At 62.8% G+C, this 18,807-nt stretch carries 18 protein-coding genes; 6 read left to right on the forward strand and 12 right to left on the reverse strand.

All coding sequences use genetic code 11. The features are described from left to right. Positions 1–52: 52 nt before the first annotated feature. The 7 genes from M5C71_RS18305 to gloB form a co-directional block, all read right to left on the reverse strand. The gene (locus tag M5C71_RS18305; protein WP_103497811.1) at positions 53–1,666 is read right to left on the reverse strand and encodes an ABC transporter ATP-binding protein; all 1,614 of its coding nucleotides are present in this window, start codon (positions 1,664–1,666) and stop codon (positions 53–55) included. Between the two features lies 1 nt (position 1,667). Continuing rightward, the gene (locus tag M5C71_RS18310) at positions 1,668–2,687 is read right to left on the reverse strand and encodes an ABC transporter permease (protein ID WP_103497813.1); all 1,020 of its coding nucleotides are present in this window, start codon (positions 2,685–2,687) and stop codon (positions 1,668–1,670) included. Position 2,688: 1 nt separating this feature from the next. Further along, positions 2,689–3,762 carry a microcin C ABC transporter permease YejB gene (locus M5C71_RS18315; protein WP_103497814.1) on the reverse strand — a complete coding sequence of 358 codons (1,074 nt, stop codon included), beginning with the start codon at positions 3,760–3,762 and terminating at the stop codon, positions 2,689–2,691. Position 3,763: 1 nt separating this feature from the next. After that, on the reverse strand, positions 3,764–5,605 hold the full coding sequence (locus tag M5C71_RS18320; RefSeq protein ID WP_248768435.1) for an extracellular solute-binding protein: 1,842 nt from the start codon (positions 5,603–5,605) through the stop codon (positions 3,764–3,766). After that, positions 5,602–7,434, reverse strand: coding sequence for an extracellular solute-binding protein (locus tag M5C71_RS18325; protein WP_103497817.1), 1,833 nt, complete (start codon positions 7,432–7,434; stop codon positions 5,602–5,604). Before M5C71_RS18325 ends, M5C71_RS18320 begins: the two co-directional genes overlap by 4 nt. Before the next feature lie 247 nt (positions 7,435–7,681). After that, positions 7,682–9,088 carry a transglycosylase SLT domain-containing protein gene (locus M5C71_RS18330; RefSeq protein ID WP_103497819.1) on the reverse strand — a complete coding sequence of 469 codons (1,407 nt, stop codon included), beginning with the start codon at positions 9,086–9,088 and terminating at the stop codon, positions 7,682–7,684. Positions 9,089–9,186: 98 nt separating this feature from the next. Continuing rightward, complete coding sequence (gene gloB / locus M5C71_RS18335; RefSeq protein ID WP_103497820.1) at positions 9,187–9,966, reverse strand: hydroxyacylglutathione hydrolase; 780 nt, start codon at positions 9,964–9,966, stop codon at positions 9,187–9,189. A 74-nt stretch (positions 9,967–10,040) separates the two neighbouring features. Here gloB and M5C71_RS18340 point away from each other — a divergent pair, with 74 nt between their 5' ends. The 4 genes from M5C71_RS18340 to M5C71_RS18355 all read left to right on the forward strand — a co-directional run bounded on the left by M5C71_RS18340 (position 10,041) and on the right by M5C71_RS18355 (position 12,832). Then, positions 10,041–10,799, forward strand: coding sequence for a methyltransferase domain-containing protein (locus tag M5C71_RS18340; RefSeq protein ID WP_103497821.1), 759 nt, complete (start codon positions 10,041–10,043; stop codon positions 10,797–10,799). Between the two features lie 94 nt (positions 10,800–10,893). After that, positions 10,894–11,346 carry a ribonuclease HI gene (gene rnhA, locus M5C71_RS18345; RefSeq protein WP_100942753.1) on the forward strand — a complete coding sequence of 151 codons (453 nt, stop codon included), beginning with the start codon at positions 10,894–10,896 and terminating at the stop codon, positions 11,344–11,346. Beyond that, complete coding sequence (dnaQ, locus tag M5C71_RS18350) at positions 11,339–12,094, forward strand: DNA polymerase III subunit epsilon (protein WP_103497822.1); 756 nt, start codon at positions 11,339–11,341, stop codon at positions 12,092–12,094. The genes rnhA and dnaQ overlap by 8 nt, the downstream gene beginning before the upstream one ends. A 165-nt stretch (positions 12,095–12,259) precedes the next feature. Next, positions 12,260–12,832: a GNAT family N-acetyltransferase gene (locus tag M5C71_RS18355; protein ID WP_100942751.1), complete on the forward strand. Its 573-nt coding sequence runs from the start codon at positions 12,260–12,262 to the stop codon at positions 12,830–12,832. Positions 12,833–12,844: 12 nt separating this feature from the next. On the opposite strand, the gene M5C71_RS18360 is transcribed toward M5C71_RS18355, so the two are convergent. After that, positions 12,845–13,735 (reverse strand): LysR substrate-binding domain-containing protein, encoded by an 891-nt coding sequence (locus M5C71_RS18360; RefSeq protein WP_103497823.1) that lies wholly within the window; start codon positions 13,733–13,735, stop codon positions 12,845–12,847. A gap of 99 nt (positions 13,736–13,834) precedes the next feature. Next, positions 13,835–14,071, reverse strand: coding sequence for a hypothetical protein (locus M5C71_RS18365; RefSeq protein WP_103497825.1), 237 nt, complete (start codon positions 14,069–14,071; stop codon positions 13,835–13,837). Between the two features lie 217 nt (positions 14,072–14,288). Between M5C71_RS18365 and M5C71_RS18370 the strand changes: the two genes are divergently transcribed. Beyond that, positions 14,289–14,849, forward strand: a complete 561-nt coding sequence (locus M5C71_RS18370; RefSeq protein ID WP_103497826.1) for an NADPH-dependent FMN reductase — start codon at positions 14,289–14,291, stop codon at positions 14,847–14,849. Here the strand turns inward: M5C71_RS18370 and M5C71_RS18375 are convergent. Beyond that, a complete protein-coding gene (locus M5C71_RS18375) occupies positions 14,846–15,508 on the reverse strand; it encodes a TetR/AcrR family transcriptional regulator (RefSeq protein WP_152737340.1) in 663 nt (220 codons plus the stop codon). The genes M5C71_RS18370 and M5C71_RS18375 overlap by 4 nt on opposite strands. A 53-nt stretch (positions 15,509–15,561) precedes the next feature. Between M5C71_RS18375 and M5C71_RS18380 the strand changes: the two genes are divergently transcribed. Next, a complete protein-coding gene (locus M5C71_RS18380) occupies positions 15,562–16,665 on the forward strand; it encodes a DUF2855 family protein (RefSeq protein WP_103497829.1) in 1,104 nt (367 codons plus the stop codon). 9 nt (positions 16,666–16,674) lie between these two features. On the opposite strand, the gene phnX is transcribed toward M5C71_RS18380, so the two are convergent. Together phnX and M5C71_RS18390 are read right to left on the reverse strand one after the other, a co-directional pair. Further along, positions 16,675–17,502, reverse strand: a complete 828-nt coding sequence (gene phnX, locus M5C71_RS18385) for a phosphonoacetaldehyde hydrolase (protein ID WP_103497830.1) — start codon at positions 17,500–17,502, stop codon at positions 16,675–16,677. A gap of 155 nt (positions 17,503–17,657) precedes the next feature. Next, positions 17,658–18,767 carry a 2-aminoethylphosphonate--pyruvate transaminase gene (locus M5C71_RS18390; RefSeq protein WP_103497832.1) on the reverse strand — a complete coding sequence of 370 codons (1,110 nt, stop codon included), beginning with the start codon at positions 18,765–18,767 and terminating at the stop codon, positions 17,658–17,660. Positions 18,768–18,807: the final 40 nt, after the last annotated feature.

The following is an 18,807-nucleotide window of genomic DNA, read 5'->3' on the forward strand; positions in this document are numbered from 1 at the left end:
ATTGAGCGGTCTTTTTTTATGTCCGGGAAACAGGAGTCGTCGCTCGGCGTACCTACACTGGACCCGTCCCGGGCACCAGGAACGCCGCTTCCAGCAACTGTTTTGTATAAGGATGTTGCGGCGCGGCAAAGATGTCCTTTGCGTCGCCTTGTTCAACGGCCTTGCCATGCTTGACCACCATCAGCTGGTGGCTCAGCGCCTTGACCACCGCCAGGTCGTGGCTGATAAACAGGTAGGTCAGGTTGTACTTGATCTGCAACGAGCGCAGCAGTTCGACGACCTGGCGCTGCACCGTGCGGTCGAGGGCCGAGGTCGGCTCGTCGAGCAGGATCAACGCCGGCTTGAGCACCAGCGCCCGGGCAATGGCGATGCGCTGGCGTTGTCCGCCGGAGAACTCGTGGGGGTAGCGGTTGCGGGTTTCCGGATCCAGGCCGACTTCTTTCAGCGCCGCGATGATCGCCGCTTCCTGTTCCTGCTCGTTACCGATCTTATGGATGCGCAGACCTTCGCCGACAATCTGGCTGACGCACATGCGCGGGCTGAGGCTGCCGAACGGGTCCTGGAACACCACCTGCATTTCCCGACGCAACGGTCGCACCTGCTTCTGCGACAGGCCGCTCAACGACTGGCCTTCGAAACGGATATCGCCCTGGCTGCCGATCAGTCGCAGGATCGCCAGGCCGAGGGTGGATTTGCCCGAGCCGCTTTCGCCGACAATGCCCAGGGTCTGGCCCCGGGGCAGGCTGAACTGGATGCCGTCCACGGCCTTCACATGGTCCACGGTGCTACGCAACAGGCCTTTCTTGATGGGGAACCAGACCTTGAGGTCGTCCACCTCCAGCAGCGGCTCACCGACCTCGGTCACGGCCGGTTCGCCACGGGGTTCGGCGCTGAGCAGTTCACAGGTGTAGGGATGTTGCGGGGCCTGGAACAGGGCTTCGCAGTCGGCCTGCTCGACGATCCGGCCGCGCTGCATGACGCACACCCGGTGGGCGATCCGGCGTACCAGGTTGAGGTCATGGCTGATCAGCAGCAGGGCCATGCCCAGGCGTGCCTGCAGTTCCTTGAGCAATTCGAGGATTTTCAACTGCACCGTCACATCGAGGGCGGTGGTCGGTTCGTCGGCGATCAGCAGCTCCGGCTCGTTGGCCAGGGCCATGGCGATCATTACACGCTGGCGCTGGCCGCCTGAGAGCTCGTGTGGGAGGGCTCTGAGGCGTTTGTGTGGCTCGGGGATGCCCACCAGCTCCAGCAGCTCCAGGGTGCGTCGAGTGGCCACCTTGCCGGTCAGGCCCTTGTGGATGCCGAGCACTTCGTTGATCTGCTTCTCGATGGAGTGCAGCGGGTTCAGCGAGGTCATCGGCTCCTGGAAGATCATCGCGATGCGATTGCCGCGGATGTGGCGGATGGTCTTCTCTTTCAGGGTCAGCAGGTCCTGCCCGGAATACTGGATCGTGCCGCTGGGATGATGGGCCAGGGGGTAGGGCAGCAGGCGCAGGATCGAGTGCGCGGTGACCGACTTGCCCGAGCCGCTTTCGCCCACCAGGGCCAGGGTTTCACCGCGACGGATATCGAAGCTGATGTTTTCCACTACCCGCTGGCGCTGCTCGCCGACCACGAACTCCACCGAGAGGTCGCGCACTTCGATCAGATTGTCCTGATTCATCTTACTTCCTCGGGTCGAAGGCATCGCGAGCGGACTCGCCGATAAACACCAGCAGGCTGAGCATCAAGGCCAGCACGGCGAACGCGCTCATGCCCAGCCAGGGCGCCTGCAGATTGGATTTGCCCTGGGCCACCAGTTCGCCCAGGGACGGCGAGCCGGCCGGCAGGCCGAAGCCGAGGAAGTCCAGGGCGGTCAAGGTGCCGATGGCGCCGGTGAGGATGAACGGCATGAAGGTCATGGTCGAGACCATGGCGTTGGGCAGGATATGGCGGAACATGATCGCGCCGTTCTGCATGCCCAGGGCCCGTGCCGCGCGGACATATTCCAGGTTGCGCCCACGGAGGAACTCGGCGCGCACCACGTCCACCAGGCTCATCCAGGAAAACAGCAGCATGATCCCCAGTAGCCACCAGAAGTTCGGCTGGACGAAGCTGGCGAGGATGATCAGCAGGTAGAGCACCGGCAGCCCGGACCAGATTTCCAGGAAACGCTGCCCGGCCAGGTCGACCCAGCCGCCATAGAAGCCCTGCAAGGCGCCGGCGATCACGCCGATGATGGAACTGAGCACGGTCAGGGTCAGGGCGAACAGCACCGAGATGCGGAAGCCGTAGATCACCCGGGCGAGCACGTCGCGGCCCTGGTCATCGGTGCCCAGCAGGTTGTCCGCCGATGGCGGGGCGGGGGCCGGGACACGCAGGTCGTAGTTGATGCTCTGATAGCTGAACGGAATCGGCGCCCACAACGTCCAGGCGTCCTTGGCCTTGAGCAGTTCGCGGATGTACGGGCTCTTGTAGTTGGCTTCCAGCGGGAACTCACCGCCGAAGGTGGTTTCCGGATACCGCTTGAGGGCCGGGAAATACCAGCCGCCGTCGTAGTGCACCAGCAGTGGCTTGTCGTTGGCGATCAGTTCGGCGCCGAGGCTCAGGACGAACAGCACCAGGAACAGCCATAGCGACCACCAGCCGCGCTTGTTGGCCTTGAAACGTTCGAAGCGTCGGCGATTGAGGGGGGATAACTGCATCTCAATGCTCCCGATGTTCGAAGTCGATCCGCGGATCGACCAGGGTGTAGGTAATGTCGCCGATCAGTTTCACCACCAGCCCCAGCAGGGTGAAGATGAACAGGGTACCGAAGACGATCGGATAGTCGCGGTTGATCGCCGCCTCGAAGCTCATCAGGCCCAGGCCGTCGAGGGAGAAGATCACTTCCACCAGCAGGGAGCCGGTGAAGAAGATGCCGATGAAGGCCGAGGGGAAACCGGCGATAACCAGCAGCATGGCGTTGCGAAACACATGACCGTAGAGCACGCGGCGCTGGGTCAGGCCCTTGGCCTTGGCGGTGACCACGTACTGCTTGTTGATTTCATCGAGGAAGCTGTTCTTGGTCAGCAGGGTCATGGTGGCGAAGTTGCCGATGACCAGGGCAGTGACCGGCAGCGCCAGGTGCCAGAAGTAGTCGAGAATCTTCCCGCCGAAGCCCAACTGATCGAAGTTGTTCGAGGTCAGTCCGCGCAAGGGGAACCAGTTCAGGTAGCTGCCTCCGGCGAACACCACGATCAGCAGGATCGCGAACAGGAACGCCGGAATCGCATAACCGACGATGATTGCCGAACTGGTCCAGACATCGAAATGACTGCCATGGCGAGTGGCTTTGGCAATGCCCAGCGGAATGGAGACCAGGTACATGATCAGGGTGCTCCAGAGCCCGAGGGAAATTGATACCGGCATCTTTTCCTTGATCAGGTCGACGACCTTGGCATCGCGGAAGAAGCTGTTGCCGAAGTCCAGGGTCGCGTAGTTCTTGATCATGATCCACAAGCGTTCCGGCGCCGACTTGTCGAAGCCGTACATGTGCTCGATTTCCTTGATCAGGGCCGGGTCCAGGCCCTGGGCACCGCGATAGCTGGAACCGGCCACCGAGACTTCCGCACCGCCGCCAGCGATCCGGCTGGTGGCGCCTTCGAAGCCTTCGAGCTTGGCGATCATCTGTTCCACGGGGCCGCCGGGGGCGGCCTGGATGATCACGAAATTGATCAGCAGGATGCCGAACAGGGTCGGGATGATCAGTAGCAGTCGGCGAAAAATATAGGCCAGCATCTTATTGCTCCGCGCTCGTGCTGTCGGTTTGTAGCGGTACCGCCGGCTTGGCATCCGGCTTGATCCACCAGGTGTCGAGGCCGATATCGTAGGCCGGCGAGACTTTCGGGTGGCCGATATGGTCCCAGTAGGCCACGCGCCAGGTCTTGATATGCCAGTTGGGGATCACGTAGAAGCCCCATTGCAGCACGCGGTCGAGGGCGCGGGCATGCTCCACCAGGCTCTGCCGGGAGTCGGAATCGATCAGCGCTTCCACCAGCTCATCCACCGCCGGGTCCTTGAGGCCCATGAGGTTGCGGCTGCCGGGTTTGTCGGCGCTGGAAGATTTCCAGAACTCGCGTTGCTCGTTGCCCGGTGAGTTGGACTGCGGGAAGCTGCCGACGACCATGTCGAAGTCCCGCGAGCGCAGGCGGTTGATGTACTGGGAAACATCGACCCGGCGAATCACCAGATCGATGCCGATGTCGGCGAGGTTGCGCTTGAACGGCAGCAGCACCCGCTCGAAATCGGTCTGGGCGAGGAGGAACTCGATGCTCACCGGCTTGCCCTGGGCGTCGACCATCTTGTCGTCGACGATGCGCCAGCCGGCCTCCAGCAACAGCTGGTAGGCACGGCGTTGTTGCGGACGGATCATGCCGCTGGCGTCGCACACCGAGGGTTCGAAGGCCTGGGTGAAGACCTGTTCGGGAATCTTGCCCCGCAGTGGTTCGAGGATGGCCAGCTGGGCGGCGTCCGGCAGGCCGGTGGCGGCCATTTCCGAGTTTTCGAAATAGCTGCGGGTACGGTGGTAGGCGCCGTTGAACAGCTGCTTGTTGGTCCACTCGAAGTCGAACAGCAGGCTCAGGGCCTCGCGCACGCGGATATCCTGGAACATCGGTTTGCGCAGGTTGTAGATGAAGCCCTGCATGCCCGTCGGATTGCGATTGGGGATCTGCTCCTTGATCAACCGACCCTGGGCGACCGCCGGGGTGTTGTAGGCGTTGGCCCAGTTCTTCGCGCTGTTCTCCAACCAGTAGTCGAATTGCCCGGCCTTGAGGGCTTCCAGGGCTACGGTGCCGTCACGGTAGTAGTCCATGACCATGGCATCGAAGTTGTAGAAACCGCGGTTGATCGGCAGGTCCCTGGCCCAGTAGTCCTTGACCCGCTCATAGCGTACCGAGCGTCCGGCCCTGACCTCGGCCAGCTTGTACGGCCCGCTGCCGAGGGGGAACTCCAGATTGCCCTTGTTGAAGTCACGGTCGGCCCACCAGTGCTTGGGCAGCACCGGCAGCTGGCCGAGGATCATCGGCAGTTCACGGTTGGTGGTGCGCTTGAACTTGAACAGCACCCGCAACGGGTCTTCGGCGATGACGTCGTCGACGTCGGCGTAGTAGGTCCGGTACAGCGGGGCGCCATCCTTGATCAGGGTCTGGAAGCTGAACACCACGTCTTCGGCGCGCATCGGGTGGCGGTCGTGGAAGCGTGCCTCAGGGCGCAGGTAAAAGCGCACCCAGCTGTTGTCCGGGGCCCTTTCGATTTTTTCCGCCACCAGCCCGTATTCGGTGAAGGGCTCGTCCAGGCCATGGCGCATCAGGGTGTCGTAGATCAGGTCGAGACCATCGGCCGGCACGCCCTTGCTGATAAAGGGGTTGAGGCTGTCGAAACCGCCCATGGACGACTGGCGGAAGGTACCGCCCTTGGGGGCGTCGGGATTGACGAAGTCGACATGCTGGAAATCGGCCGGGTATTTCGGGGGTTCGTTGTAGAGCGTCAGGGCATGTTGTGGAGCAGCGACGGCAAGGCCGGCCAGGGCGCTGAACAGCAGGCCGCTGAAGGGCAGGAACAGGACGCGCGAAAACATCATTGGGCTTTCTCCGAAGCTTTCATCCACCAGGCGCTCAGGCCCAGGGTGTACGGCGGCGTGGTGACGAAGGCGAACCGGTTGCGGTAGGCCAGGCGATGATAGTCAAGGTACCAGTTGGGAATCATGATGTGTTGCCAGAGCAGGACCCGGTCCAGGGCGCGACCGGCGGCCAGTTGCTCATCGCGGGTGTGGGCCGCCAGCAGGGCTTCGAGCAGATGGTCGATCACGGGGCTTGCGACCCCCGCGTAGTTCTTGCTGCCCTTGACGCCGGCCTGGCTGGAATGGAAGTACTGCCATTGCTCGAGTCCCGGGCTGAGGTTCTGGTCCAGGGTCATCAGGATCATGTCGAAATCGAACTGGTCGAGACGTTGTTTGTACTGGGCACGATCCACTGTTCGCAGGCGGGCGTCTACACCTATGCTCGCGAGGTTTTCGACGTAGGGCTGGAGGATCCGTTCCAGATTCGGATTGACCAGCAGTATTTCAACGCGCAGGGGTTGGCCGTTCTTGTTCAGCAGGCGCTGGCCGTCGAGTTTCCAGCCGGCGTCGCCGAGCAGGGCGAGGGCGCGGCGCAGGGTTTCGCGGGGGATGCCGCGACCATCGGTCTGCGGCAGGCTGAAGGGTTCGCTGAATAGCCGGGCCGGCAGTTGTTCGCGGTAAGGCGCCAGCAGCAGCCATTCCTGCCCGGCTGGCACGCCCGTGGCGGAAAACTCGCTGTTGGGATAAAAGCTCATGGCCCGCCGGTAGGCTCCGCCGAACAGCGTGCGGTTGGTCCATTCGAAGTCGAACATAAGGCCCAGGGCTTCGCGCACCGGGTCCTGGGCAAAGCTGGCACGGCGGCTGTTCATGAACAGACCCTGGGTCTGGGTCGGGATCCGGTGGGGGATCCGGGTCTGGATCACTTCGCCCCGCTCGACGGCTGGAAAGCGGTAGCCGCTGGCCCAGTTCTTGGCCTGGTGTTCGATATAGATATCGAACTCACCGGCCTTGAAGGCTTCGAAGGCGACGTCGCTGTCGCGATAGAACTCCACTTCGACGCGATCGAAATTGTATTTGCCGCGATTGACCGGAAGGTTTTCGCCCCACCAGTTCCTGACCCGTTCAAAGACCAACTGGCGACCCGGTTGCACCTTGCTGATGCGATAGGGGCCACTGCCCAGTGGCGGCTCGAAGGTGGTGGCGGTGAAGTCGCGGCCTTGCCAGTAGTGCTGCGCCAGCACCGGCAGTTCACCCAGGCGCAGGATCAGCAGCGGATTGCCCGAGCGTTTGAAGACGAAGCGGATCCGCTGGGGCGTAAGCACGTCGACCCGGGCCACTTCCTGCAGGCTGGTGCGGTACTGCGGATGACCTTCCTTGAGTAGCAGGCGGTAGGAAAAGGCTACGTCGTAGGCGGTAATTGGCGTGCCGTCGTGGAAACGCGCCTCGGGCCGCAGGTTGAACACCACCCAGCTGCGATCCTCGCTGTACTCCACCGACTGGGCGATCAGGCCGTAGCTGGCGTTCGGTTCATCCCCCGAGGGTGCGTACTGGCCGGTGCCGGCCATCAGGGTGGCGTTGAGCTCGTTGACGCCGTATTGCAGGAAATTGGGCGTGCTGACCGGGCTGGTGCCCTTGAAGGTGTAGGGGTTGAGGGTGTCGAAGGTGCCGAACGCCATCACCCGCAAGGTGCCGCCTTTGGGGGCATCGGGGTTGACCCAGTCGAAGTGGGTGAACCTGGCGGGGTACTTGAGCGTGCCGAACTGCGCATAACCATGGCTTTCGCTGATCGTCGCGCTTGCGGGAGAGCTCAAGGCCAGGCTGATGAACAGCAGGAGGAGGGGACGCGTCAAGGCAGAGATCCGATCCAGGCGGCTTGGGCTATAGGGCCAGTACCTTAACAGCTTGTATCGGGTGGAAAAAGGCGTGCCGGAAGAGGCGCAATCCCCTTGTGAATGTCAGGTTGGAAATCTGGGCTTGCAGGCGACGCCGAACCTGTAGGAGCAGGGCTTGCCCGCGAAGCTTTTGGCGGTATCGAGGCCGCCTTCGCGGGCAAGCCCTGCTCCTACAGGGGCGTGATGTTTTCGCGGTCGTTGGCGATTAGCGCGGTTGGGAAACCGTCAGGATCTGCCCGGGCTTGAGCGCCTGGCCAGTGCGCGGGTTCAAGCGTTTGAGGTGCTGCATCTCGACATTGAAACGCTTGGCGACGATATACAGCGAATCGCCTTTCTGCACCTTGTAGGTGGTAGCGGCCTTCTTGCTGGCCACGGCCTTGACGTTGTCCTGCATGACCAGGGTCTGGCCGACCTTGAGGTGATGCCCGGAAAGCTTGTTCCAGTGTTGCAGGTCCTTGACGTCGACCCGGTTGGCCTTGGCGATCGAGGTCAGGTTGTCGCCGGTCCTCACCTTGTAGCGGCGGGTCAGGCGTGCCGGTGAATTGCCGGCGAGGGATTCGAACACCGGCTTCTTCGGCCGCAGGCTGATCAGCTCTTCGGGGTTCATTCGCGACAGGCTGGCGGTCAGCAGTTGCGCCTTGGAGCTGGGCACCAGCAGGTGCTGCGGGCCGTCCATCGTGGCTTTCTGCTTGAAGGCCGGGTTGAGCTGGATCATCTCGTCTTCGTCGATCTCGGCCAGGGCCGCGACCCGGCTGAGGTCCATGGGCTGGTTGACTTCGACGGTGGCGAAATACGGTTCGTTGGCAATCGGGTTCAGGTTCACGCCGTAGGCTTCGGGGGCCATGACCACCTGGGACAGGGCCAGCAGCTTGGGCACGTAGTCGCGGGTTTCCTGGGGCAGCGGCAGGTTCCAGTAGTCGGTGGGCAGGCCGAGCTTTTCATTGCGCTCGATGGCCCGGCTGACCGTGCCTTCGCCGGCATTGTAGGCGGCCAGGGCCAGCAGCCAGTCACCGTTGAACATGTCGTGCAGGCGGGTCAGGTAGTTCATCGCCGCGATGGTCGACGCAGTGATGTCCTTGCGCCCGTCGTAGAAACGGTCCTGGCGCAGGTTGAAAGAGCGGCCGGTGGACGGAATGAACTGCCACAGGCCGACGGCATCGGCTCGTGAATAGGCCATCGGGTTGTAGGCGCTTTCGATCACCGGCAGCAGCGCCAGCTCCAGCGGCATATTGCGTTCTTCCAGGCGCTCGACGATGTAATGAATGTAGAGGCTACCGCGGGAGCTGGCGTTTTCCAGGAATTCGGGGTTACTGGCGAACCACAGGCGCTGTTGTTCGATACGCGGGTTCACACCCAGGCCGTCCTGCAACTGGAAGCCCTGGCGCATGCGCTCCCAGACGTCCTGGGGCGGCGTGTGCTTGGCCTTTTCGCTGAGCCAGATCGGTTTCTGCTTGATCCGGGCGCTGAGGTTCGGGGTCGGTTCGTTGTTGCTGTCCACCGGGGTATGAAGGCTTGAACAGCCGGCCAGGGCGGCGGACACAGCCACGGCAACAGCTTGAGCCAATCGCGTCAATGCGTCTGAATGGGTGGGTTTTCGGTTGGATGACGACATTGGCTGGAAGTGAGTTCCGGGCGAAAATGTCGGGCGATTCTAGAAAGCGCTCAGGGTGCGGTCAACCATTCAGATTTTTTGTGTTGACCGCACCTCGATCAGAAGCTGTCTTTCCAACGGCGCAGGGCCGCAAAAACCTCACTCGGCGAGCCGTTGTCGAGGCCGTTCCGTTCGTCTGCTTTTTCTTTAACAGATGTTTCGCCGACCCGCAGAAACGGGTTGGTCTTCAATTCCAGTGCCAGGTTCGAGGGCAGGCTGATGCGTCCCTCGGCCCGCCATTGGCTGACCTGTGCCATTCGTTCGGCGATGTCCGGGTTCTGCGGTTCGACCGCCTGGGCAAAACGCAGGTTGCTCAGGGTGTACTCGTGGGTGCAGTACACGCCGGTGGTCGCCGGCAGCGCCGCCAACCGGCCGAGGGAATGGTGCATTTGTTCTGGCGTGCCTTCGAACAGGCGACCGCAGCCGGCGGCGAACAGCGTGTCGCCGCAGAACAGCAGCGGGCGGGCGGCATCGCCATGGTAGAAAGCGATATGCCCCAGGGTATGACCGGGCACGGCGAATACCTGGAACTCGAGGCCGAGCACCGTGACGCTGTCGTTATCGCTCAGTGCCAGGTCGCGAGCCGGGATGTTTTCGCTGGCCGGACCCAGTACCCGGGCGCCACTGGCCTGTTTCAGGCGCTCGACACCGCCGACATGGTCGTGGTGGTGATGGGTGACCAGGATGTCCTCGAGTTGCCAGCCCGGATGCTGTTCCAGCCAGGCCAGCACCGGCCCGGCATCGCCCGGGTCGACCACGGCGCAGCGGCGGCGGGCGGTATCCTGTAACAACCAGATGTAGTTGTCGGTGAAGGCGGGCAGCGCGTCGATCTGTATCATGGTGCAATTCCCAAGCGCAAAACAATGGCGCATCTTAGTGCTTGTAAAGCACCTGTGGCGAGTTGGAGAAGGCAATGACCGATAAAGCGTTCGCTCAGGCTGATCCTGACTGGCTGGCACTGATCAGCGCGGCCCGCGACTGGCTGTCCGGTCCCCTCGGGCAACTGCTGCTCGATGAGGAGCGGCGCATGCTCGAGGACGAGTTGGGGCGGTATTTCGGCGGCTACCTGGTGCATTACGGCCCCTCGGCCGAGACCCCGCCGCAGGCCGACCAGGTGCGCCGCAACGTGCGCCTCGGCGCGCCGCTGCCGGGGGTGGAGATCGTCTGCGAGGAGCAGGCCTGGCCGCTGAGCGAGCATGCCGCCGATGTGGTGGTGCTGCAGCACGGCCTGGATTTCTGCCTGTCGCCCCATGGCCTGCTGCGTGAGGCGGCCGCCGCCGTGCGTCCCGGCGGGCACCTGCTGATCCTCGGCATCAATCCCTGGAGCGCCTGGGGGCTGCGCCATGTTTTCGCCCATGACGCGCTGCGCCAGGCCCGCTGTATTTCACCCTCGCGGGTGGCTGACTGGCTCAACCTGCTGGGCTTCGCGCTGGAGAAACGCCGCTTCGGATGCTATCGTCCGCCGCTGGCGTCGGCCGCCTGGCAAGCGCGGTTGGCGGGCTGGGAGCGGATCGCCGGCGGCTGGCAGCTGTCGGGTGGCGGCTTCTATCTGTTGGTCGCGCGCAAGATCGTGGTCGGCCTGCGGCCCGTGCGCCAGGTACGCCGCGAACCGGTCGGCAAGCTGGTACCGCTGCCGATGGCCAAGGTCAACCGGCGACAAAGCGAAGAGTAAGCATTTTTTTCCTTGAGGGTCGAGCCTGCTCGGCCCGGGATGCGTCGGTCAGTTACCGGCGCGCCACGGGGTCATTTTCGATGGAAAGGTTGTAATGAGCGATACTGTTGAACTCTTCACCGACGGTGCCTGCAAGGGCAATCCCGGCCCTGGCGGCTGGGGTGCCTTGCTGGTCTGCAAGGGCATCGAGAAAGAACTCTGGGGCGGCGAAGCCAACACCACCAACAACCGCATGGAGTTGATGGGGGCGATTCGCGGCCTCGAAGAGCTCAAGCGTCCCTGCGAAGTGTTGCTGGTGACCGACTCGCAGTACGTGATGAAAGGCATCACCGAGTGGATGGTCAACTGGAAGAAACGCGGTTGGAAGACCGCGGCCAAGGAACCGGTGAAAAACGCCGACCTTTGGCAGCTGCTCGACGAGCAGGTCAGTCGGCACACGGTGAAATGGAAGTGGGTCCGCGGGCATATCGGCCATCACGGCAACGAGCGTGCCGACCAGTTGGCCAACCGTGGCGTGGATGAAATACGGGGGATCAAACATGCGTAGCGTGGTGCTCGATACCGAAACCACCGGTATGCCGGTCACCGACGGCCATCGTGTCATCGAGATCGGTTGCGTCGAGTTGATGGGGCGCCGCCTCACCGGCCGGCATTTCCACGTGTACCTGCAACCTGACCGCGAAAGTGATGAAGGCGCCATTGGCGTCCACGGTATCACCAACGAATTCCTGGTGGGCAAGCCGCGTTTCGCCGAGGTGGCCGACGAGTTCTTCGAATTCATCAAGGGCGCCCAGCTGATCATCCACAACGCGGCGTTCGACGTGGGGTTCATCAACAACGAATTCGCCTTGATCGGTCAGCAGGACCGTGCGGACATCACCCGCCACTGCAGCATCCTCGACACCCTGATGATGGCCCGGGAACGTCACCCGGGGCAGCGCAACAGCCTCGATGCCCTGTGCAAGCGCTACGGCGTCGACAACTCCGGCCGCGAACTGCACGGCGCCTTGCTCGACTCGGAGATTCTCGCCGACGTCTACCTGACCATGACCGGCGGTCAGACCAGCCTGTCCCTGGCCGGCAACGCCACCGATGGCAATGGTTCCGGTGAAGGTTCGGGTAACCAGGCCAGTGAAATCCGCCGCCTGCCGGCCGATCGCCAGCCGGCGCGGATCATTCGTGCCAGCGAAAGCGACCTGGCCGAACACCTCGTGCGTCTCGAAGCGATTGCCAAGTCCGCCGGCGCCCCGGCGCTCTGGACCCAACTGGCCGAGGCCGACGCGCAACGCCACTGAGCAGCGCGCGGATGATCTTTTGTGCAGCGGCGATTGACCTTCTAAGCTGAAGGGACCGGTGCAGCGAGGTCCACTGTCCGGGGACCGGATGTCCCCGGACAGGACCCCGACGTTTCTCCTCCCGATCGTGCACCGTGACATCAAGGCTTGAGGATGATTGGCCCAATGCATTTAGTCACGAACCCGAAGTATCCCGAGGTATCGGTCCGTGTAGCTGACGCTGGTTTCTCCGAGTACATCTGGGGCAGCGATTTCAGTTTTCAGGTCAAGGCCCATGGCTTGGCCGAAATCGGCAAGCGGGTCGACCAATGGCCACTGGTGCCGGTGGCGCCCTATCGCAAGTGTTATGGCATCGACCCCGAGGAGTTCGCCAGCTATCGCGCGGCGGTGGACAGCGAAATCTTCATGGCCTACCTGGACGGTCGTGCGGTCGGCCATGTGGTGGTCAGTACCAACTGGAACGGTTTTGCCCATGTCGATGAGCTGGCGGTCGACGCCTCGGCGCGGCGCCACGGCGTGGCCCGGGCGCTGCTGGATGTAGTGCGCTTCTGGAGCCACAAGAAGAACCTGCCGGGGATCATGCTGGAAACCCAGAACAACAACCTGGGCGCCTGCCGCCTGTACGAACGTTGCGGTTATGTACTGGGCGGGATCGATCATCTGCGTTATCGCGGAATCGATGCGCAAACCGCCGAGGTGGCGGTCTTCTGGTACCTGTTGTTTGCCGGACAGCCCTGACGGGCGGCCGGCTCAGAGTAGCATCGCGGTGGCTTTCTCGCCGACGATTTCCAGCAGGGCCTTCAAGGCGGCGCTCGGTTCGCGGTCCTTGAGGGTCAGGGCGTACAGGGTGACACCAATGGCCGGCGACACCGGGCAGACATCCAGTCCGCCGGCCCTGGCCCCGACCGCTGTGAACGGGTCGACAATCGCCAACCCTTCACCGGCTTCGACCATGCTGCGCATCATCTGGTAGGTCTGCACCCGCGTCTGTACCTGGGGTGCCGGCCGCAGGGCCTGCAGCTTGCTGTCGAGCATCAGGCTGAGGGTGTCCTGCTCCTCCAGGCCGACCATCGATTGCCCGGCCAACTCCTGCAGGGCGATGTATTTCTGCTTGGGTTGCAGCCAGCCGTGGGGCGCCAGCAATTGCAGCTTGCCCTCGGCCAGGGCCTGGGCGTGGATCTGTGGATGATCGGGATTGTGCAGGCTCAGGCCCAGTTCGACCTCCCTGAGCAGTAGCTCACGGACGATCTCGCGGGTGTGCTGGCTGGCGAGGGTGCAGGGGGTTTCGCGAAAGCGTCGGCGCAAGGCCGCCAGGCTCTGGGGCAGCAGTTGCTGGGCCAGGGTCGGTGTGCAGACCACCCGCAAGGCGGGGTCCTGATGTTGACGCAGGCTGCCGGCCAGTCGCCGCAGCGGTTCCACTTCCGCGTACAGGCGGTGGAGCAGGGGTTGCAGCTCGCGGGTTTCCCGGGTCGCCTGCATCCGCCCGCGCACGCTGGCGAACAACAGGAAGCCCAACTGCTGCTCGGCGTCCTGCAGGGTCGCGCTGACGGTGGCCGCTGGCAGTTGCAGCAACTCGGCGGCGGTGCCGAGGTTGCCGGTCTGCAGAAGGGCCTGGATTACTTCGATATGGCGTAAACGCATGCTTGAAGTCCGTGTCCAGCCGGGAGGGGGTCAGTGGACTGATCCTAACTCAAGTCTGCGCACATGACTTCAGGTGGCTGTTGCGCCTGTTGTCCCAGATCAGGAAGCGGTCGAGGTCTCGGGTTCACGGGTGAGCGTGACCCCGGATTGAACCAGCTGAAATGAGTTGTGGTCGATTTTGTTGACGCGATCGCCAATGGCCAGTTTGTAGGTGGTGACAGGCTCCGTGCCGGCCAGGCCTTCGGCTGAAGGCGTGGATTCCTGGAATTCATGCACGGAATAGACGCGACCTTCCGCATCCCTGGCATGAAATTGTCCGACGAGTACTGCGGCCATCTGTTTAGAACCTCTGGAAATGAAAACCCGATTTGCGGCTCAGTAGACCGTGGTTTGGCGGGGGAAGTTTTGCAAGGTGGAAAATATAGTCGCTCTACTCTACAGGCTCCGGGGCATCGAAGGGGAAAGCAGTGGACTGACGGGAGAAAATCGTCGGAACAATAGCGGCCGATCATCTATAACTACTGTTCCTTCGCCCAGATAGTCGGGAGTTCTTATGAGCAACGTCTACACGGTCGCTGTGCTGGTTGGCAGCTTGAGAAAACAATCCATCAATCGCAAGGTGGCGCTGGCCCTGGCCGGGCTGGCACCGGCGAACCTGAAGCTGACGATTGTCGAGATTGGCGATCTGCCACTTTACAGCGAGGATATCGATACCGACGCGCCGCCGGCGGCCTACAAGGTCTTTCGCGAACAGGTCCGGGCCACCGATGCGGTGCTGTTTGTCACCCCGGAATACAACCGTTCGGTGCCTGGAGTCCTGAAAAACGCCATTGATGTTGGCTCGCGGCCCTATGGCAAAAGTGTCTGGAGCGGCAAGCCGGGGGCGGTGATCAGCGCCTCGCCGGGAGCGATTGGCGGTTTTGGCGCCAATCACCACTTGCGCCAATCCCTGGTGTTCCTCGACGTACCGTGCATGCAACAGCCGGAAGCCTATCTGAGTGGGGCGGGCAGTGCGTTCGACGAGGCGGGCCACCTGTCGGAGACGGTCAAACCTTTCCTGCAGAGCTTTATCAATGCCTATGGGCACTGGGTCGAGCGCAACAGGAAGATCTAGAGGGGATTTGCCAGGCGCTGATGGATCAGCCCCTGGGTTTCCCGCAGCCAAGCCTCCACCTGTGTCGCGGACAATTGCGCGGTGATGCAGTAACGCCGCCCGCCCCAGACCAGCACCAGCCAGGCATCGATGGCCTGGTCCGAAGGTCTGGAGGCGAGGTCCGTGCAGGCGTCGAAGGCCTCCCGCCATTTCTGCGACAGTTCCTGGAATACCCGTTGATGGTGCTTGGGCTCCGCGATCTCATGTTCGAGCATCAGCAGCGGGTAGTCGAACAGCGGCTGCTCGGAGCTTGCCGGATGACCGCTGAGCTGTACCAGACGCTCGACCCGTGCCTGCCAGTCCAGGCCCTCGGCACGGATCACCTGGTCATCGAGCTGACACAGCAAGCGCTCGACGCTATGGCGCACATAACCGGACAGCAGCGCGGCCTTGCTCGGGAAATAATCGTACAGCGTACCGATGGCCACCCCGGCTTCCAGGGCGACCGCGCGGGTGGTCAGGGCGGACCAGCCGTTGCGCTGCCAAATCCGAACAAAGGCTTCGTAAATGGCCTCGACGGTGAATATCGCCCGGGCCTGACTGGGCCGCTTGAGCGGCTTGGCGCGGGGCTTGAGGCTATGTGCAGCCGGCTTGCCGGCGTTTCCGAACCCGTTCTTCATGGTTTGCCATTAAGCTGGTTCCACCCGCAATCGTCGCAGAGAGGAGTCTGATTATGCCAAGTGCCAGCACGGTAACACGACTGATCACCCGCAAGAACGACCTCGGCCAGAGCCGGATCGAAACGCAGGAACGTGCCCTGGTGGTCGGTCCCGGCGAGGCGATCCTCAAGGTCGAACGTTGCTCCCTGACCACCAACAACATCACCTACGCCGCCTATGGCGACTCGATGAACTACTGGGGCTTTTTTCCTACCGCGGAGGCGGAGTGGGGGCATATACCGGTCTGGGGCTTTGCCGATGTTTTGCTGTCGAATGTCGATGGGGTGGCGGTGGGGGAACGCTTCTACGGTTACTTTCCGATGGCCAGCCATTTGTGGATGAAACCGGAACGGGTGACCGAACGGGGCTTTTATGACGGTGCCGAGCACCGCAAGGACCTGACCTCGGCCTACAACCAGTACACCCGTTGCAGTTGGGACCCTTACTACAGCCCGGATACCGAGGACCTGCAGATCCTGCTCAAGCCGTTGTTCCTGACCTCGGCGATGCTCGCCGACTTCCTTCAGGACAACCAGTTCTTCGGCGCCACGCGCCTGGTGTTTTCCAGTGCGTCGAGCAAGACCGCCTTTGGTACGGCGGTGTGCCTGGAGGGGCGGCCCGAGTTGACCCGTGTGGCGTTGACGTCCTCGGCCAATCGGGCGTTTGTCGCCGAGCTGGGCTGTTATGAGCAGACCTTGGCCTACGATGAACTGGACCGGCTGGAAACCGACCAGCCGACGCTGTATGTGGATTTTTCCGGTGATCTGGCGTTGCGTGACCGGGTGCATCAACGCCTGGGCCGGCAACTGGTCTACAGCTGTTTCGCCGGCTCCGCGCAAACCACGGGGGAGGCGCAACTCACGGCGATCGAGGGACCGCAGCCGGTGTTCTTCTTTGCGCCGATCCAGATCCGCAAGCGCAATGCCGAATGGGGGCCGGAACGGGTCAGTCAGTATATCGGCGAAGGCCTGCAGCGGTTCTATCAGACGGTGAGCGAAGGGCCGGCGCCGCTGCTGGAGGTGGTCGTCGATGAAGGCTACGAGGCCGCCCGACAGTTGGTCTCACGCCTCTATCACGGGCAGGTGCCGCCGACCCAGGGCAATATCATCAAGCTCTGAAGCCCTGCATCAGTTGCCCTGGGGCATTTCACCCTTCGCTAGACGCTTGTTGATATCGTCGATTACCTGCGGCAGATCGTTGAGGGTGTCGATCAGGTAATGCGGCCGGGAGCCGGCGAACAGTTCGTGGATACGCTGGCGTTCGGCGTCCAGGGTCGCCCGGTCGAGGTCGCGGTACTGCTCGTAGGTCAGTCCCAGCGCATTGCCGGAACAGACCAGGGCGACGGTCCACATGCCGGCCCGACGGCCTTCGAGGATTCCCGGTACGGTGTCGTCGACCTTGACGCAGGCGGCGACATCGTCGATGCCCAGCGCGATCACGTTGGCCAGGGCCTGGGCCGGCCAGGGGCGACCGTTCGGCACCTCGTCGGTGGCCACTACATGGTCGGCAACATAACCGTTGCCGGCGGCCAGGGCCACGACCTTTTCCATGACCCGGGCCGGATAACCCGAGCACGAACCGATCTTCAGGCCTTGCTGGCGCAGTGTGGCGATGGTCTCCAGGGCTCCTGGAATCAGCGCCGAGTGTTCGGCGATCTTCTCGATCTGCAGGGGCATGAAGCGCTGGTAGATGGCGGTGACGTCTTCATCGCTCGGGGCGCGGCCGAAGGCTTGGCGGTAGCGTTCGGTGATCGCCGGTTGGTCGCACAGCGTGCGGATATGGTCCCATTTGCCCATGCCCATGGGGCCGCGGGCTTCTTCGATGGAGACTTGTACGTCGAACTCGGCGAAGGCCTCGACAAAGATCTGGGTCGGGGCGAACGAACCGAAATCGACGACGGTGCCGGCCCAGTCGAGGATCGCGGCTTGCAGTTGGGTGGGGTTGCGGTAGTTCATGTCGATCAGCCTTGAATACAATAAAAGAGTTGGAATACAAACCTGTAGGAGCCGGCTTGCTGGCGATGCGATCTGATCGTCGCCATCGTTGTTGCCTGGAAAAACGCTATCGCCAGCAAGCCGGCTCCTACAGGGGGCGTGTTCAGTCTTGGGCTCTAGATATCCAGCACTTCCATTTCCCGCAGGACCTCGGCGATAGCGGCAACCGCCGCCTGCATATCGCCGCGCCCGACCTGGCCGATACAGCCCACGCGAAACGTCTCGACCCGGGTCAGCTTGCCCGGATAAAGAATGAAACCCTTGGCCTTGACCCGTTCGTAGAACGCCTTGAACTGGTAGCGCGGATCTTTCGGCGCATGGAAGGTCACGATGATCGGCGCCTGGATCGCCGCCGGCAGGAAACTGCGCAAGCCGAGCCTGGCCATTTCTTCCAGCAGCACCTGGCAGTTGTCGGCATAACGCCCGAGGCGGGTGGGCAGGCCACCTTCCTCGTGGTATTGCAACAGTGCCTCGTGCAGCGCCGCGACCACATGGGTCGGCGGGGTGAAACGCCATTGGCCGGTCTTGGCCATATAGGCGTGCTGATCGTGCAGATCCATCGCCAGCGAATGGGAGTTGCCGGCGGCCGCGGCCAACGCTTCCTTGCGGGCAAACACAAAACCCATCCCGGGCACGCCTTCCAGGCATTTGCCGGAAGCGGCGATCAGCGCATCGAACGGCACCTGGCGGGCGTCGATGGGCAAGGCGCCGAACGAGCTCATGGCGTCGATGATCAGGCGTTTGCCGTGGCGCGCGACCACCTCGGCGATCTCCGCCAGCGGGTTGAGAATGCCGGTGCTGGTTTCGCAGTGGATCAGCGCGACATGGCTGACGGTCGGGTCGGCGAGCAGCAGGTGCTCAACATCAACGGCGGTGGTCGGTTGGTCTTCGGCGGTTTCGAAGGTGCTGAACGAACGGCCCAGCACTGCGCAGATCTTCGCCAGGCGCTGGCCGTAGGCACCGTTGATCAGCACCAGCACTTTGCCGTCCCGTGGCACCAGGGTACCGATGGCCGCCTCCACGGCAAAGGTGCCGCTGCCTTGCAAGGGGACGCAGTGATGGCTGTCGGCACCCTTGACGATTGCCAGCAGTTGCTCGCACAGGCTCGCGGTCAACTGGTTGAAGCCTTCATCCCAGGAACCCCAGTCCTGGCTCATTGCCTGGCGAGTGCGGGCCGAAGTGGTCAGGGGGCCCGGGGTGAGCAGGATGGGAGCGGCAGTACGCATGCGGGTTTCTCGCGGCGGGGATCGTTGACGGGATACAGGG

The sequence above is a fragment of the Pseudomonas sp. MWU12-2345 genome (genome assembly GCF_023242385.1).
In the GTDB taxonomy this organism is placed as follows: Bacteria; Pseudomonadota; Gammaproteobacteria; order Pseudomonadales; family Pseudomonadaceae; genus Aquipseudomonas; species Aquipseudomonas gingeri_D.

Coding starts and splice junctions, on each gene's coding strand:
- phnX (WP_103497830.1), bottom strand. CDS start 17,502: ATGAACTACCGCAACCCCACCCAACTGCAAGCCGCGATCCTCGACTGG.
- M5C71_RS18320 (WP_248768435.1), bottom strand. CDS start 5,605: ATGATGTTTTCGCGCGTCCTGTTCCTGCCCTTCAGCGGCCTGCTGTTC.
- M5C71_RS18380 (WP_103497829.1), top strand. CDS start 15,562: ATGCCAAGTGCCAGCACGGTAACACGACTGATCACCCGCAAGAACGAC.
- M5C71_RS18310 (WP_103497813.1), bottom strand. CDS start 2,687: ATGCAGTTATCCCCCCTCAATCGCCGACGCTTCGAACGTTTCAAGGCC.
- rnhA (WP_100942753.1), top strand. CDS start 10,894: ATGAGCGATACTGTTGAACTCTTCACCGACGGTGCCTGCAAGGGCAAT.
- M5C71_RS18340 (WP_103497821.1), top strand. CDS start 10,041: ATGACCGATAAAGCGTTCGCTCAGGCTGATCCTGACTGGCTGGCACTG.
- dnaQ (WP_103497822.1), top strand. CDS start 11,339: ATGCGTAGCGTGGTGCTCGATACCGAAACCACCGGTATGCCGGTCACC.
- M5C71_RS18375 (WP_152737340.1), bottom strand. CDS start 15,508: ATGAAGAACGGGTTCGGAAACGCCGGCAAGCCGGCTGCACATAGCCTC.
- M5C71_RS18360 (WP_103497823.1), bottom strand. CDS start 13,735: ATGCGTTTACGCCATATCGAAGTAATCCAGGCCCTTCTGCAGACCGGC.
- M5C71_RS18390 (WP_103497832.1), bottom strand. CDS start 18,767: ATGCGTACTGCCGCTCCCATCCTGCTCACCCCGGGCCCCCTGACCACT.
- M5C71_RS18365 (WP_103497825.1), bottom strand. CDS start 14,071: ATGGCCGCAGTACTCGTCGGACAATTTCATGCCAGGGATGCGGAAGGT.
- M5C71_RS18315 (WP_103497814.1), bottom strand. CDS start 3,762: ATGCTGGCCTATATTTTTCGCCGACTGCTACTGATCATCCCGACCCTG.
- gloB (WP_103497820.1), bottom strand. CDS start 9,966: ATGATACAGATCGACGCGCTGCCCGCCTTCACCGACAACTACATCTGG.
- M5C71_RS18370 (WP_103497826.1), top strand. CDS start 14,289: ATGAGCAACGTCTACACGGTCGCTGTGCTGGTTGGCAGCTTGAGAAAA.
- M5C71_RS18355 (WP_100942751.1), top strand. CDS start 12,260: ATGCATTTAGTCACGAACCCGAAGTATCCCGAGGTATCGGTCCGTGTA.
- M5C71_RS18305 (WP_103497811.1), bottom strand. CDS start 1,666: ATGAATCAGGACAATCTGATCGAAGTGCGCGACCTCTCGGTGGAGTTC.
- M5C71_RS18330 (WP_103497819.1), bottom strand. CDS start 9,088: ATGTCGTCATCCAACCGAAAACCCACCCATTCAGACGCATTGACGCGA.